The 15,191-nt window shown below is 29.5% G+C and carries 14 protein-coding genes; 2 read left to right on the forward strand and 12 right to left on the reverse strand.

From position 1 onward, the window contains the following. Nucleotides 1-4 precede the first annotated feature (4 nt). From purH to purE, 6 genes are read right to left on the reverse strand one after another with little or no spacing between them, the layout of a single operon-like run. Nucleotides 5-1,537 (reverse strand): bifunctional phosphoribosylaminoimidazolecarboxamide formyltransferase/IMP cyclohydrolase, encoded by a 1,533-nt coding sequence (gene purH / locus ABCP60_RS13460; RefSeq protein ID WP_343101876.1) that lies wholly within the window; start codon nucleotides 1,535-1,537, stop codon nucleotides 5-7. Next, nucleotides 1,530-2,123, reverse strand: coding sequence for a phosphoribosylglycinamide formyltransferase (gene purN / locus ABCP60_RS13465; RefSeq protein ID WP_343101877.1), 594 nt, complete (start codon nucleotides 2,121-2,123; stop codon nucleotides 1,530-1,532). Before purN ends, purH begins: the two co-directional genes overlap by 8 nt. Then, nucleotides 2,117-3,187, reverse strand: coding sequence for a phosphoribosylformylglycinamidine cyclo-ligase (gene purM, locus ABCP60_RS13470; RefSeq protein WP_166506079.1), 1,071 nt, complete (start codon nucleotides 3,185-3,187; stop codon nucleotides 2,117-2,119). The genes purN and purM overlap by 7 nt, the downstream gene beginning before the upstream one ends. Next, nucleotides 3,181-4,548: an amidophosphoribosyltransferase gene (gene purF, locus ABCP60_RS13475; RefSeq protein WP_092922049.1), complete on the reverse strand. Its 1,368-nt coding sequence runs from the start codon at nucleotides 4,546-4,548 to the stop codon at nucleotides 3,181-3,183. Before purF ends, purM begins: the two co-directional genes overlap by 7 nt. 11 nt (nucleotides 4,549-4,559) lie before the next feature. Continuing rightward, nucleotides 4,560-5,255 (reverse strand): phosphoribosylaminoimidazolesuccinocarboxamide synthase, encoded by a 696-nt coding sequence (gene purC, locus ABCP60_RS13480; protein ID WP_176579624.1) that lies wholly within the window; start codon nucleotides 5,253-5,255, stop codon nucleotides 4,560-4,562. A gap of 2 nt (nucleotides 5,256-5,257) precedes the next feature. Beyond that, complete coding sequence (gene purE, locus ABCP60_RS13485; protein WP_092922043.1) at nucleotides 5,258-5,737, reverse strand: 5-(carboxyamino)imidazole ribonucleotide mutase; 480 nt, start codon at nucleotides 5,735-5,737, stop codon at nucleotides 5,258-5,260. Nucleotides 5,738-6,091: 354 nt separating this feature from the next. Between purE and ABCP60_RS13490 the strand changes: the two genes are divergently transcribed. Next, the gene (locus ABCP60_RS13490; protein WP_240275501.1) at nucleotides 6,092-6,745 is read left to right on the forward strand and encodes a biliverdin-producing heme oxygenase; all 654 of its coding nucleotides are present in this window, start codon (nucleotides 6,092-6,094) and stop codon (nucleotides 6,743-6,745) included. A 42-nt stretch (nucleotides 6,746-6,787) separates the two neighbouring features. Here ABCP60_RS13490 and ABCP60_RS13495 read toward each other — a convergent pair whose 3' ends face one another. Beyond that, on the reverse strand, nucleotides 6,788-7,132 hold the full coding sequence (locus ABCP60_RS13495; protein ID WP_092922040.1) for a hypothetical protein: 345 nt from the start codon (nucleotides 7,130-7,132) through the stop codon (nucleotides 6,788-6,790). A gap of 199 nt (nucleotides 7,133-7,331) precedes the next feature. Further along, nucleotides 7,332-8,660 (reverse strand): NCS2 family permease, encoded by a 1,329-nt coding sequence (locus tag ABCP60_RS13500; RefSeq protein WP_343101878.1) that lies wholly within the window; start codon nucleotides 8,658-8,660, stop codon nucleotides 7,332-7,334. A 336-nt stretch (nucleotides 8,661-8,996) separates the two neighbouring features. Here ABCP60_RS13500 and ABCP60_RS13505 point away from each other — a divergent pair, with 336 nt between their 5' ends. Further along, entirely contained in the window at nucleotides 8,997-9,863 is an 867-nt protein-coding gene (locus tag ABCP60_RS13505) for a potassium channel family protein (protein WP_195238497.1), read from the forward strand. 26 nt (nucleotides 9,864-9,889) lie between these two features. On the opposite strand, the gene ABCP60_RS13510 is transcribed toward ABCP60_RS13505, so the two are convergent. From ABCP60_RS13510 to guaB, 4 genes are all read right to left on the reverse strand, one after another. Beyond that, the gene (locus ABCP60_RS13510; RefSeq protein WP_092922031.1) at nucleotides 9,890-10,912 is read right to left on the reverse strand and encodes a BMP family ABC transporter substrate-binding protein; all 1,023 of its coding nucleotides are present in this window, start codon (nucleotides 10,910-10,912) and stop codon (nucleotides 9,890-9,892) included. 78 nt (nucleotides 10,913-10,990) lie between these two features. Further along, nucleotides 10,991-12,328, reverse strand: a complete 1,338-nt coding sequence (locus ABCP60_RS13515; protein ID WP_343101879.1) for an NCS2 family permease — start codon at nucleotides 12,326-12,328, stop codon at nucleotides 10,991-10,993. A 159-nt stretch (nucleotides 12,329-12,487) separates the two neighbouring features. Then, nucleotides 12,488-14,020 (reverse strand): glutamine-hydrolyzing GMP synthase, encoded by a 1,533-nt coding sequence (gene guaA, locus ABCP60_RS13520; protein WP_092922026.1) that lies wholly within the window; start codon nucleotides 14,018-14,020, stop codon nucleotides 12,488-12,490. 1 nt (nucleotide 14,021) lies between these two features. Next, a partial coding sequence (gene guaB / locus ABCP60_RS13525; RefSeq protein WP_343101880.1) for an IMP dehydrogenase occupies nucleotides 14,022-15,191 on the reverse strand: 1,170 nt, incomplete at its 5' end.

A 15,191-nucleotide genomic window follows, 5' to 3' on the forward strand; every position in this document is an offset into this window, starting at 1 on the left:
CCCCCTAGTGTTTAAAATGTCTTATTCCTGTAAACACCATAGTCATTTGATTTTTATTACAAGCATCTATAGAATCTTGGTCTTTCATAGAACCACCTGGCTGAACTATCGCATCTATTCCATATTCATGTGCTAATTCTACACAGTCACTAAATGGGAAAAATGCATCTGATGCAAGGATTGCTCCTTTGAAGTCTTTATCATTATTATTTTCTAGAGCATTTTTTAATGCCCATATTCTTGAAGTTTGGCCACATCCTAGAGCTAAAGTTTGACCATCTTTAACTATAGCTATTGCATTTGACTTCATATTTTTAACTACTCTCATACCAAACTCCATGTCTTTTAATTGAATTTCACTTGGTTTAGCATCTGTCACTACTTCACTTTTTTGTGCTAAAGTATTATTTCTATCTTGTATCAATAATTTTCCATCAAGATATTTCATATCATATGGTTGTAAACTCTTTTCTATTCTAGTTAATTTTAAAACTCTAAGGTTTTTCTTTTGTCTTAATACATCCAAGGCTTCTTCTGTATAGTCATATGCTACTACTATTTCTAAAAATATATTATTCATCATCTTTGCAGTTTCAGCATCAACAGTAGAAGTTATTCCTACTATTCCACCAAATATAGATACTTTGTCAGCCTCATAACATTTTTTGTAAGCTTCTAAACTATCTTTTCCTACTCCTACTCCGCATGGATTAGTATGTTTAATAGCTACACTAACAACTTCTTTACTATCTTTAAATTCTCTCATTACTTCTAAACATCCATGTAAATCATTTATATTATTAAATGAAAGTTCTTTTCCATTTAATTGTTCATAATTTAATATTGAATTTTTAGCATTAGATTGAGTATATAAAACACCATTTTGGTGTGGATTTTCTCCATATCTTAAAGTTTCTTCTTTTTGAAATGTTAAGTTCAATATCTCAGGATAAGTAGCTCCTACTTTCTCTGCGAAGTAAGTTGATATAAGCGAATCATATCTAGCCGTTGTAGAGAAAGCCTTATATGCTAATTTTTTTCTATCTTCTAAATTTAAATCATCATTTTTTAGTTTTTCTATTATCATGTCGTAATCATCTATATCTACTACTATTGTTACATATTTATAATTTTTAGCTGCCGAACGTATCATAGATGGTCCACCAATATCTATATTCTCTATCATCTGTTCATGGCTTTTACCTGCCTTTAAAGTTCCTTCAAAGTCATATAAATTAACTACTACTAAATCTATTGAGCCTATATTATACTCATTTACTGTATCAACATGAGATTTTTCATCCCTTTTATAAAGTATTCCTCCATGTATATATGGATTTAATGTTTTAACTCTTCCATCTAACATTTCAGGAAATTTTGTTACATCTTCTATAGTTAGAGCATCTACTCCATTTTCTACTAGTGTTTTAAATGTATTACCTGTAGAAATAACTTCATAACCTAGATTATTTAATTCTCTAGCAAATTCTACTACTCCACTCTTATCTGTCACACTTATTAATGCTCTTTTACTCATTTATAAACACTCTCCTACCCTGAATACTTAATTTATTTTCACAGAACAACCTTATACTTTCATTTAATATTTTATGCTCAACTTCTAATACTCTTTTAGATAATGTTTTAGCATCATCATCTTGCTTAACTTCAACTGTTTTTTGCATTATTATTGGTCCATTATCTGCAACCTCATCGACAAAATGAACTGTTGCTCCTGTAAATTTAACCCCATAATCTATGACAGCTTGATGCACCTTTTCTCCATAATATCCTTCTCCACAAAATGAAGGTATTAATGATGGATGAATATTTATAATCTTATTTCTAAATTCTGATACAAACTTAGGACTTATTATTTTTAAATATCCTGCTAAAACTACCAAATCAACTTTATGCTCTTTTAATATTTCTATAATTTTATCTTCATTAGTTTCATATATTGCATCTATATTGTTATGCTTTGCTCTTTGTAGAGCATAGGCATTCTCGTTGTTTGATATTACAACATTAACATTACCTTTGATGTTTCCAAATTTAGTTCCATCAATGATTGATTGTAAATTAGTCCCTCCACCAGATACTAATACTCCTATGTTTAACATAGACTTACTCCTTCATGAGTGTCTACAACGTTTCCTATTATATATGCTTTATCTTTCATCAGTCCCTTATATTTTTCATCTATATTTATTTCTTGATCTTTAGTATTTATATAATTTACAACTTCTTTTGCTCTTTCACTATCTACAACTAGCACTAATCCAATTCCCATATTAAAACTCTTATGAAGTTCTCTTTCTTCTATAGAATTAAATCCTTCTATCATTTTGAATATAGGAGGTTTTTCCCATGAATCCTTCTTAATATCTATACCTAAATCTTTTGGTATAACTCTAGGTATATTCTCTATAACTCCTCCACCTGTTATATGAGCTATAGATTTTATTTCAAATTTATTTATTAAATCTAAAACTAACTTTACATATATTTTAGTAGGAGTTAAAAGTGACTCTCCTAAAGTCATCCCTAATTCTTCTATGTACTGTTCTAATTTATAATTATATGTATCTAAAAAAATCTTTCTTATAAAAGAATATCCATTGCTATGAACTCCACTTGATGATATCCCTATAAGCACATCTCCATTTTTAACATTTTTACCAGATACTATTTTTTCTTTGTCAGCTATTCCAACTGAGAATCCTGCTAAATCATATTCATCATCAGAATACATACCTGGCATTTCAGCTGTTTCTCCACCTATAAGTGCAGATCCTGCCATCTTACATCCTTTTGCTATACCCGAAACTATCTGTTCTACTTTCTCTGCAACTAATTTTCCAGTAGCTATATAATCTAAGAAAAATAATGGCTTTGCCCCTTGACATATTAAGTCATTAACACACATTGCAACTAAATCTATTCCAACCGTATCATGTTTATCTAACATTTGGGCTAGCTTTAATTTTGTTCCAACTCCATCTGTAGATGATAGCAACACTGGTTCTTTCATAGTTGTAAAATCTTTTAAACTATATAATCCACTAAAGTTTCCTAAATCTCCTATTACATTGCTGTCATAGGTAGATTTTATCTTTCCTTTTATAAGATCTACTGCTCTATTTCCCTCATCTATATCTACTCCAGATTGCTTATATGTTAACATGAAAGTAATTCCTCCCTATCTATTTTCTTAACTGGATAATCTCCATCAAAACAAGCTTTACAGAATTTAGATTTTTGTCCAGTTGCCTCTAGCATTCCTTCAATTTCTAAGAATTCTAATGAATCACATCCTATATATTCTTTAATTCCTTCTACATCATTTTGTGATGCTATTAATTTCGAACGGTTTGGTGTATCTATTCCATAGTAACAAGAATACTTAACTGGGGGTGATGTTATTCTAAGGTGAATCTCACTTGCTCCTGCATCTTTTAGAGATTTTACTATTGCCTTTGAAGTAGTTCCCCTAACTACTGAGTCATCTACGAGTATTAATGATTTTCCTTTGACTACACTTGATAATGGATTAAGCTTTATCTTTACTCCAATTTCTCGTTCTTCTTGAGTAGGTTTTATAAATGTTCTCCCCACATATCTATTTTTAACTAATCCTTCGCTCACAGGTAGCCCACTAGCATTGGAATATCCTATTGCCCCTGCCCATCCCGAATCTGGAACCGGAACAACTATATCAGCTTTAACTTTATCATCCTTAGCTAATATTTCTCCACATTTAATCCTAAAATTATATACGTTTACATTATCTATAGTTGCATCATTTCTAGCAAAGTATATGTGTTCAAATATACAACTTCTTTTCACTGTTTTATAATTTTCAGAGTAAAAATAAGATTTCATTTCACCATTTTTTATAACTATTATTTCTCCTGGCTCTACATCTCTTATAACTTCTCCACCTATTATATCTATCGCACAATCCTCAGATGCAAATATAAATTTTTCATCTTTCTTACCTAATATTAATGGTCTAAATCCATGAGGGTCTCTAACTGCTACAAGTTCATCTTCACCCATTATTACTAGTGAATATGCACCTTTTATATAATCCATTGTTATTTTTAAACTCTCTACTATATCACCTTTATAGTATCTAGCAAGTATGTATAAAATTACCTCCGTATCAGAGTTCGCTTGAAACATATATCCATCTTCTTCTAACATGTCTCGTAAATAATTTGCATTTACCAAATTACCATTATGAGCTAAGGCTAATTTTCTCTTTCTACAACTTCCAACTAATGGCTGGCAGTTTGCCATATAACTTCCACCAGCAGTTGAATATCTTACATGTCCTATTCCCATATTTCCCTTTAACTCTGCTAAGTCTTTTTCCTTGAACACATCTGATACTAATCCCATATCTTTTTTGTAGTTTATTTTTTCATTATCAACTACTGCTATACCACAACTTTCTTGACCTCTATGCTGCATAGAGTACAAAGAATAATATAATTCTTTAGATATATCTTTATTTGAATATATACCTACTATTCCGCACATATTATATCCCCCTAATTACTCATTCTTGCAAGGACTTCTTCATATCCTTGTACAAGGTCTCCTAAATCTCTTCTAAATCTATCTTTATCTAATTTTTCATTAGTGTTTACATCCCATAGTCTGCAAGTGTCAGGAGATATTTCATCGGCTAAAATTATATTTCCTTCGCTATCTTTTCCAAACTCTAACTTAAAATCTACTAGCTTTAAATTCATCTTTAAGAAGAAATCTTTCATAACTTCATTTATTTTTAAAGTTTCTTTTCTTATAAAATCTATTTCTTCTCTAGTTGCTAACTTCATTGCTACTGCATGATCATCATTTAGCATTGGGTCACCATATTCATCATTTTTGTAGCATAGCTCAAATATTGGTTCTTCTAAAACTATCCCTTCTTCTATTCCAAATCTCTTACAAAATGATCCTGCTGTTATATTTCTTACTATAACTTCTAGTGGTAAAATTTCTACTTTTTTGACTAACATTTCTCTTTCTGATAAGTTTTTTATGAAGTGTGTTTTGATTTGTTCTTTGTGTAACATTTCAAATATTATTGTTGATATTTTATTATTTAATATCCCTTTTGATGATATTTCAGCTTTCTTTTCCCCATTAAATGCAGTTGCATCATCCTTGTAATGAACTATGTACTCATTTTCATTTTCTGTAGAATATATTTGTTTAGCTTTTCCCTCGTATAATAACATAATTAATTCCCCCTAAAATTTTTATCATCTTCTAATACTTTAGCTTCCATTTCTTCTCTATATAATTTTAAATCTTCTTTTAATTTTGGATATTTTATACTCATTATTTGAAGTGCCATTAAAGCTGCATTGAGCCCTAGGTCTATAGTCACAGTTGCTACTGGTATTCCCTTAGGCATTTGAACTATTGATAAAAGTGAATCTAAACCATCCATAGTAGATGATTTTATTGGTAAACCTATTACAGGTATTAATGTATGAGATGCTATTACCCCTGGTAGATGTGCTGCCTTTCCTGCTGCTGCTATTATTACGTCTGTATTGTCTTCTATTTCTTCTAAGAAACTCATAAGTTGCTTTGGCGTTCTGTGTGCTGATAAAGCTCTAACTACTACTTCTACATCATACTTTTCTAATAAATTTATTCCTTCTTCTAATTTAGGATAATCTGATTTGGAACCCATAACTACTGCTACTTTCATTTTAAATTCCCTCCGTTTTTTTATTATAAATACGATATATTTAATTCGTACTATAATTCGAACTTTATATTTAAATTTTATATTAATATTCATATATTTTCAAGTATTTATTTTGTTTTTTGTTGATTAAATTCGATATTTAATTATCATTTACATAATTTAATTATATATTGTTCGATAAATGTATAATTAAATTATGTTTTATATGAAATTATCTTTCATTAGACCCTCTACTTTATTTATCTAACGACTTAGTTGATTTTTAAACATTTTTCGGTCTATATTATAAAAATTTTTATAATTTTGGTTTAGCTTATTACTTATTAGGTATAAATTTAGTAGATAATTAAAATTATGAAGAAAGAAGATGATTTTATGGATATGAATTTCCTAAAAACAATTCAAAGTGACACAAAAAAATTACATGATATGGCAGAGAATACAGGGTTCATAAAAAGATTAGTAGATGGTAATGCTACTATTGAAACATATGGTGAGTATATCTACAACCTTTACTTTGTATATAAAGCTATAGAAGATAATTTAAGAAAACATGAAGATAATGAAGTTTTAAAAGAGTTTATAACTCCCGAAGTTTTTAGAGCTGAGTCTTTACTAAAAGATTCTAAGTTCTTATTAGGAGATAAATTTAACTCAATGGAAATTTGTGATTCAACTAAGGTCTTTGTTAATAGATTAAATGAGTTATCTAAAATAAATCCTAATTTATTAGTTGCTCATGCATATACTAGATATTTAGCAGATTTATTTGGTGGCAGAACAATATTCGAAATAGTTAAATCTAAATACAATATTGATAATAAAGGACTTAATTATTATGTATTTGATCAAATACAAGATTTAAAAGGATTTGTCATGATGTACCATCAAAAACTTAATTTAATAAAATTAGCTGACGAAGATAAAAAAGATTTCTTAAATGAGGTTTGCTTATCTTATGTTTTCAATATAAGTATATCTAATGAATTAGAATATCTAAGATTTTAAATAAAAATATAGCCACTTTTATATATAAAAGTGGCTATATTTTTATCTATTTTTATTCTTATAACTAGGAAGAAAACTAAATGTTTTCCATGTAATAGTAAACATATAAATCAAACATAAAAATAATAAAATCGGAATTAACATCTCTGGTAGCTTATAATATTTATCTATGGTGAATATAATCCCTTCTATTATTAGTAAAAATCCTATAGTGTAATTAAGTTTTATGTAGTATTTTTTATATTCCTCATTATCTTTCATTTTTTCTATGCAACTAAACGTAAAATTAGAAGATGGTATAACCCCATTCTTTCTTACTCTATTTGTTGAATATATAGTATATATCCCCATCATTATTAAAAATATATTTACTATTATTCCAAACATAGTAAATCTTTCCTCCTTTATATATGACTTTTCCCCATAGATATTTTTATATTTAGTTTAACATTTATTTATATTTCTAACTATACTTTACTCAATTTGTAATAAATTGTAATATATAGCATTAATAGATTTAATTTTTAATTTAACCTCTAACTTTCTTAACATAAAAAAGCCACTCACTGAGTGGCTTTTTGTTATTTTATAAGAATATAAACTTACATATAAATAATATTGATAATATTATCAATGATAAATTTATTTCATTTGTTCTTTTTGTCGCTATCTTTAAAACTACAAATGATATTATACCAAATATTATTCCATCAGCTATACTATATGCAAGAGGCATCATAGCAAATGTTAAGAATGCTGGTATAGCATTTGTAAAATCTGAAAAATCTATCTTAGTTAATGAACTTGCCATCATAACTCCAACTAATATAAGTACTGGAGCTGTAGCTTGAGTTGGTATCGCTGTAAATACTGGTGCAAAGAATAGTGCTAGTAAAAATAATATTCCTGTAGTTACTGCTGTTAATCCAGTTCTTCCACCTTCACCTATACCTGCCGCACTTTCTACATAAGCTGTTACTGTAGATGTTCCAAGTAATGCTCCTGCTGTAGTAGCTATTGCATCTGCAAATAATGCTTGTTTAGCTTTTGGTAACTTACCATTTTCATCTAACATATCTCCCTTTGAGGCAACCCCTACTAAACATCCTACTGTATCAAATAAATCAACAAATAAGAATGTAAATACAACTACTATCATATCAAAGCTAAATATTTGTTCCATTGGAACTGAGAAAGCTTGCATAAATACTGGCTTTAATGATGGTGCAGCCGATACTACACCTTCTGGAGGATGAACTAATCCACCTACCATTCCTACAATAGATATAGTAAGCATAGCCACTAAGAATGCTCCCTTTACATTTCTAGCTATTAGTATTGCTGTTAATAATAATCCAAATATAGTTAATAAAACTAATGGATCTTTTAAGTTTCCTAGTGCAAGTATTGTAGATCCGTTAACTACTATTCCTGCATTCGATAATCCTATAAATGCTATAAATAATCCTATACCTGCTGTTACTGCATGTTTTAAAGCAGTTGGTATACAATCTATTATTTTCTCTCTTACATTAGTTATTGTAAGTAATATAAATATAATTCCTTCTATTAATACTGCACAAAGAGCAAACTGCCAACTATATCCCATACCTAAAACTACTGTATAAGCAAAGAATGCATTAAGCCCCATACCTGGTGCTAAACCTATTGGATAGTTTGCTAATAATCCCATAGCACAACTTCCTATAAATGCTGCTATTGCTGTTGCAGCAAATACTGCACCTTTATCCATACCTGCATCTGCAAGTATATTTGAGTTTACTACTAAAATATATGCCATAGTCATGAATGTCGTTATTCCTGCTATAACTTCAGTCTTTACGTTTGTGTTATGTTCTGATAGTTTAAATACTTTTTCTAGAACACCCTTGTTCATTGTCTGAGTTGACTGCATTTGTACCTCCCCAATTTTCGAATTTATAATAATATCTTATATAAATAATTCGTTTTTATCTTAACCTTACATTAGTAAGTATATTATATAGTCCATATTTTTTCAATAGTTTTTTTGAACCTTTTTATATTTTTTATTTCTAAAGTTCGTATTTTTAGTTAATTTTTATTATATTTTACTAGTATATACTCTAAAACGTTCTATATTTCGCTTATTTCTATCAGATTTTTAACTCTTATATATTGGCTTTATTTTGACATTATATTTTTTATATCTTAGAATTATTAGTATCATAGTTTGATTTCAAATCACTTATATAAATTGGAGGTTTTTATTTTGTTAGTTATTACAAGAAAAAAGCGAGTTTTCTACAACGTTACTATGGTACTTCTTTCGTTGTTAATTGCTAGTATTTTAATTATTCAATTAACTATAAGTATTAGCCCCAAAACCTCGTTAATTCTTTCAAATATAGAATTTTTCATATGGGTAATATTTGTTATAGATTATATAGCTAGATTTATTACTAGTGATAATAAGAAACTTTTTATAAAAAATAATATATTAGATTTAGTATCAATAATACCTTTTCATACAATATATATATTTTTCTCAAACTTATGTAATTTTCATGTTGGAAAATATATACTTTTACTGAAGTTAGTCATGGTGCTAAGAATATTAGCTATAATAAAAAGAAGTAATAGCAATTTTTATCGTTTAATAAGAACCAATAACTTTAGTTATACTCTTTTTATAGCCGTTATAATAATACTCCTAAGCTCTATTTCTATTAGTTATTTTGAAAATTGGGATATTGGAGATTCTCTTTGGTGGAGTATAGTTACTGTTACAACAGTAGGATATGGATATATATGCCCTAAAACTTTTTGTGGTAGAATAATAGCATCGATTCTTATGATATTTGGTATAGGATTTATAGGTTCGCTTACTTCTACGCTATCTACATATTTTATTAAAAAGGAAAATATAAGGCATCATCATAAAAAACATAAAAAACATCATTCTCTCCTTCAAGATAGCCTAAAGGATGTAGTTATTGGTGCTAGATTTAGTAAAGATGAATATAAAGACATGGTTATACTAGATATAGTAAATAGGTTGGAAAACTTCGATGATTTAAGTGAAGATGATATAAATACTATGTGTAATGTACTTTCTTCTTTAAAGAAAAAAAGCTAGAGCATAATTTTGCTCTAGCTTTTGATTTATCCTTGAGTTTTTTCGTATTCTGCTTTAGTTGCAGGTACTTTTATTTCTCCATTTTTAACTTTTTCTTTCATTTCATTAACATAGTTTAATACATCTTGTGGGATTAATCCATCTTTTTTCTCTACTATACCAACTCCACCTTGCTTAAGTCCGTATACTTTTTCTTCTCCACCTTTTAACTTACCTTCTACTAATTCTTTAACTGTATCATATACACCTACATTAACTTTCTTTAAAGCTGATGTTAATACATTTTTTGGTGCTAAATTACTTTGATCTCTATCTACTCCTATAGCGTACTTATCTTTCTCTTTAGCTGCTTCTATAGCACCTAATCCAGTAGCTCCTGCTGCTGATAATATTATATCTGTATTGTTTCCATACATTTGATTTGCTATTGATTTACCTTTAGCTGCATCTCCAAATGTACCTGCATATTGTACATTTATATTAGCATTTGGATTTGCAGTTTTTACTCCGTACTTAAATCCATTTTCAAATCTTGATATTATTTGGTTTTCCATACCACCTAAAAATCCTACATTATTAGTTTTAGTCATCTTACCTGCTACAAGACCTGCTAAGAATGTTGCTTCATTTTCTTTAAATAGTATTGGTGTTACATTTTTTGGGATATCATCATAAGTTTCATCGATTATTGCAAATTGTTGATCTGGATAACTTTCAGCTTCCTTCTTAATATCATCCTTCATAGTGTTTCCTACACCTATAACTAAGTCTACACCTTCATCTATGACACTTTCTATGTTTTGTATGTATTCTGATGCTTGTTTAGATTCTATAACTTTTACTTTTATACCTAATTCTTTTTCAGCTTGCTTAAGACCTTCATATGCTGATTGGTTGAATGATTCATCATTTATTCCTCCAACATCTGCTACCATACCTACTTTTATAGTTTCTTTTTCACCCTTAGCTGAATCTGAACCACATCCAACTAAACTTAATGATGCTACTATTATAGCTGTACTTAATGCTGTTATTTTTTTGAATTTCATATTTTTCCTCCTAGTGTATTTTTTCATATATGTCTATATTGCTTAGTATATCTAATTTATATTCTTAATTTATTGATTTTATAGTAGTGCAAATTTTAATATAAATACTATTGATAATATTATTAAGGATGTTTTTGCTTCATCTTTTTTTCCTGATAATAATTTTAATACTGTATAAGATATTATCCCAAACATTATCCCATCTGCAACACTATACGATAAAGGCATTACTATAAATGTTATAAATGCTGGTATTGCATCTGTTAAATCATCAAAGTTTATTCTAATTATAGAACTTGCCATCATAAACCCAACTAGTATAAGTACTGGAGCTGTAGCTTGAGCTGGTATTGATGTAAATAAAGGTGCAAAGAATAATGATATAAAAAATAGTATTGCTGTGACAATTGCAGTTAATCCAGTTCTACCACCTACGGCTATGCCAGCACCACTTTCTACTGTAGTAGCAAGTGTAGATGTCCCTAACACTGAAGATATAGTAGTTGAAACTGATTCAGCTAATAATGCTTTTTTTACCCCTGGCATATTTCCATTTTCATCTATTAAATTTGCTCTATCAGCTATACCTAATAAAAATCCTATAGAGTCAAACATATTTACAAATAAAAGAGTTAATACTATCACTAACATATCTAAGCTAAAAATATCTGATTTTCCTACTTCAAAAACTTTCATAAATACTGGTTGTATAGATGGTGGTACATCTATAACTCCTTGGGGCATAGGAACTATTGCAAATATCATACCTATTATTGATGTTATTATTATGGATATTAAGAATGCTCCATTTACTTTTCTTATTAATAATGTTGCAGCAATTATTAAGCCAACTATAGCAAGTATAACTGTTGGAGACTTTACATTTCCAAGAGATATAATGGCTCCACCTTGTTGGATTATTCCTGCATTAACAAATCCGATAAATGTTATAAATAAACCTATTCCAGCTGTTATAGCATGTTTTAAAACATCTGGCATACACTCTATGATTTTCTCTCTAATATTAGTTACTGTTAATAAAACAAATATGATACCTTCTATAAACATTGCACATAAAGCAAATTGCCAACTATATCCCATACCTAAAACTACTGTATAAGTAAAGAATGCATTTATACCCATACTTGGCGCTAATATTATTGGGTAATTAGCAAGTAATCCCATTATTAAGCATCCTATTGCCGATGCTATTGCTGTGGCTGTAAAAACAGCTCCCTTGTCCATACCTGCTTGTCCTAGTATTGTAGGATTTACAACTAATATATATGCAATTGTCATAAATGTAGTAATCCCTGCTAATACTTCTGTTTTAACATTTGAATTATTTTCGCTAAGCTTAAATATATTTTCTAAAACATTAACCTTCCCTTTGCTATTTTTTATCGTATCTTTCATTTATACGTCTCCTTCAATTAATATTTCAGAATTTTTTCAATTTTATATTATTTTTTATTTTATACTGTAATATTTTGTCGATGGTTTTATAAAAATAAAAGGCTATAAGCCTTTTATTTTTATAATGTAAAGTGTATATGAAGTAATTATATTATAATCTTATTCCCACTCTATAGTTCCTGGAGGCTTAGAAGTTATATCATAAACAACTCTATTTGCTCCATCAACTTCATTAACTATTCTATTTGATATTTTCTCTAAAACATCATATGGCATTTTATACCAATCAGAAGTCATTCCATCAGAAGATGTAACAGCTCTTAAACCTACTAAATAAGCATAAGTTCTTTCATCACCCATAACTCCAACAGTTTTAACATCTGGTAAAGTAGCGAATGCTTGCCATATTTCTTTGTATAATCCAGCCTTTTTTAATTCATCCATATATATAGCATCAGCTTCTCTTAAGATATCACATCTTTCTTTAGTAACTTCTCCTATAACTCTTATACCAAGACCTGGTCCTGGGAATGGATGTCTGAATATTAAAGCTTCATCTATTCCAAGTTCTAAACCTATTTTTCTAACTTCATCTTTGAATAATTCTCTTAATGGTTCTACTATTTGGAACTCTATATCTTCAGGTATTCCACCTACATTGTGGTGAGATTTTATAGTAGCAGCTTCTCCATGTCCACTTTCTACTACGTCTGGATATATAGTTCCTTGTACTAAGAAGTCCATTTTTCCTAACTTTGAAGATTCTTCTTCGAATACTCTTATGAATTCTTCACCTATTATTTTTCTCTTAGCTTCTGGTTCAGTTATCCCTTTTAATTTTCCTAAGAATCTATCTTCACAATTTACTCTTATTAAGTTCATGTCAAACTTATCTCTGAATATTCTTTCTACATCGTCACCTTCATTTTTTCTAAGTAAACCATGGTCAACGAATACACAAGTTAAGTTATCTCCTATAGCTCTATGAACAAGTACTGCAGCAACTGATGAGTCAACTCCACCACTTAATGCACATAAAACTTTTTTATCTCCGATTGTTTCCTTTAATTCTTTTATTTTATCTGATATGAAAGAATCTGTTGTCCAATCTCCACTTACCTTACATACATTGTATAAGAAGTTTTTAAGAACCATATCTCCTTCTAAACAATGTTCAACTTCTGGATGGAATTGCACTCCATATAAGTTCAGTTCAGCATTTTCCATAGCTGCTACTGGACAATCAGCAGTGTAAGCTATTGACTTGAACCCTTCTGGTAAAACATCTATTAAGTCTGTATGACTCATCCATACTGTACTTGTAGTTATACCTTCAAATATAGCTGACTTTTCATAAGTTATTGATGTTTTTCCATACTCTTTTTCACTAGTATTTCCTTTTCTTACATTACCACCTAATATGTGAGCCATTACTTGTATACCATAGCATATTCCAAGTATTGGTACACCTATTTCAAATATTTCCTTAGCTATCTTAGGAGAATCTTCTAAATATGCACTATTAGGTCCTCCTGTAAATATTATACCCTTTGGATTTTTTTCTTTTATTTTCTCTATAGGAGTCGTATATGGTATTATTTCACAATATACGTTATTTTCTCTTACTCTTCTTGCTATTAATTGATTGTATTGACCTCCGAAGTCAACAACAAGTACTAATTCATGCTTCATATTATATCTCCCCTTGCATACTATAGTTTGGTGCTTCTTTGCTTATTGTTATATCATGTGGATGACTTTCTTTTAAAGATGCTGCTGTTATCTTAACAAATTGAGCATTATCTGCTAAATCTTTTAATGTAGGTGCTCCACAGTATCCCATACCAGCTCTTATTCCACCTATCATTTGGAATATTATATCTTCTGCTTTACCTTTGTAAGGAACCATTCCTTCAACACCTTCTGGAACTAATTTCTTAGCATCATTTTGGAAATATCTATCCTTTGATCCTCTTTCCATTGCCCCTATAGAGCCCATTCCTCTATAAGTTTTGTATGATCTACCTCTATAAAGAACTGTTTCTCCTGGACTTTCTTCAGTTCCAGCAAACATTGATCCCATCATACATACTGCTGCTCCACCTGCTAATGCTTTAACTATATCTCCTGAGAATTTAATTCCTCCATCTGCTATTACAGGCACTCCATATTTTTTACCAACTTCTGCACAATCTATTACAGCTGTTAATTGTGGTACCCCTATACCTGCTACTACTCTTGTAGTACATATTGACCCTGGTCCTATACCAACCTTTACACAGTCTGCTCCAGCTTTTATTAAATCTTCTGTTGCTTCTGGTGTTGCTACATTTCCTGCTATAACTTGAAGCTGTGGATGAGCATTTTTTACTTTTTTAACTGCATCCATAACTCCCTTTGAATGTCCATGTGCACTATCTAATACTATAACATCTACATTAGCCTTAACTAATGCATCTACTCTATCTAATAAGTCTGCGCTTATTCCGACAGCTGCACCACATAAAAGTCTTCCATGAGCATCCTTAGCAGAATTCGGGTATTGTATTTTCTTTTCTATATCTTTTATAGTTATTAATCCTTTTAAACGACCTTCTTCGTCTACTATAGGTAGCTTTTCTATTTTATGCTTTTTAAGTATTTGTTGAGCTTCAACTAAATCGATTCCTTCCTTAGCTGTTACTAAGTTTTCTTTAGTCATAGCTTCCTCTATACTCTTAGTCATATCATCTTCAAATTTTATATCTCTGTTAGTTATTATTCCTATTAACTTATTATTTTCATCTACTATAGGTACCCCAGAAATTTTATATCTAGCCATTATATCATCTGCATCTTGTATACAATGGTCTTTTGATAAGTA

It is taken from the genome of Romboutsia sp. MSSM.1001216sp_RTP31141st1_G3_RTP31141_220114 (assembly GCF_039031195.1).
Lineage (GTDB): Bacteria > Bacillota > Clostridia > Peptostreptococcales > Peptostreptococcaceae > Romboutsia_C > Romboutsia_C hominis.

Coding starts and splice junctions, on each gene's coding strand:
- purH (WP_343101876.1), bottom strand. CDS start 1,537: ATGAGTAAAAGAGCATTAATAAGTGTGACAGATAAGAGTGGAGTAGTA.
- purN (WP_343101877.1), bottom strand. CDS start 2,123: ATGTTAAACATAGGAGTATTAGTATCTGGTGGAGGGACTAATTTACAA.
- purM (WP_166506079.1), bottom strand. CDS start 3,187: ATGTTAACATATAAGCAATCTGGAGTAGATATAGATGAGGGAAATAGA.
- purF (WP_092922049.1), bottom strand. CDS start 4,548: ATGTGCGGAATAGTAGGTATATATTCAAATAAAGATATATCTAAAGAA.
- purC (WP_176579624.1), bottom strand. CDS start 5,255: ATGTTATTATACGAGGGAAAAGCTAAACAAATATATTCTACAGAAAAT.
- purE (WP_092922043.1), bottom strand. CDS start 5,737: ATGAAAGTAGCAGTAGTTATGGGTTCCAAATCAGATTATCCTAAATTA.
- ABCP60_RS13490 (WP_240275501.1), top strand. CDS start 6,092: ATGAAGAAAGAAGATGATTTTATGGATATGAATTTCCTAAAAACAATT.
- ABCP60_RS13495 (WP_092922040.1), bottom strand. CDS start 7,132: ATGTTTGGAATAATAGTAAATATATTTTTAATAATGATGGGGATATAT.
- ABCP60_RS13500 (WP_343101878.1), bottom strand. CDS start 8,660: ATGCAGTCAACTCAGACAATGAACAAGGGTGTTCTAGAAAAAGTATTT.
- ABCP60_RS13510 (WP_092922031.1), bottom strand. CDS start 10,912: ATGAAATTCAAAAAAATAACAGCATTAAGTACAGCTATAATAGTAGCA.
- ABCP60_RS13515 (WP_343101879.1), bottom strand. CDS start 12,328: ATGAAAGATACGATAAAAAATAGCAAAGGGAAGGTTAATGTTTTAGAA.
- guaA (WP_092922026.1), bottom strand. CDS start 14,020: ATGAAGCATGAATTAGTACTTGTTGTTGACTTCGGAGGTCAATACAAT.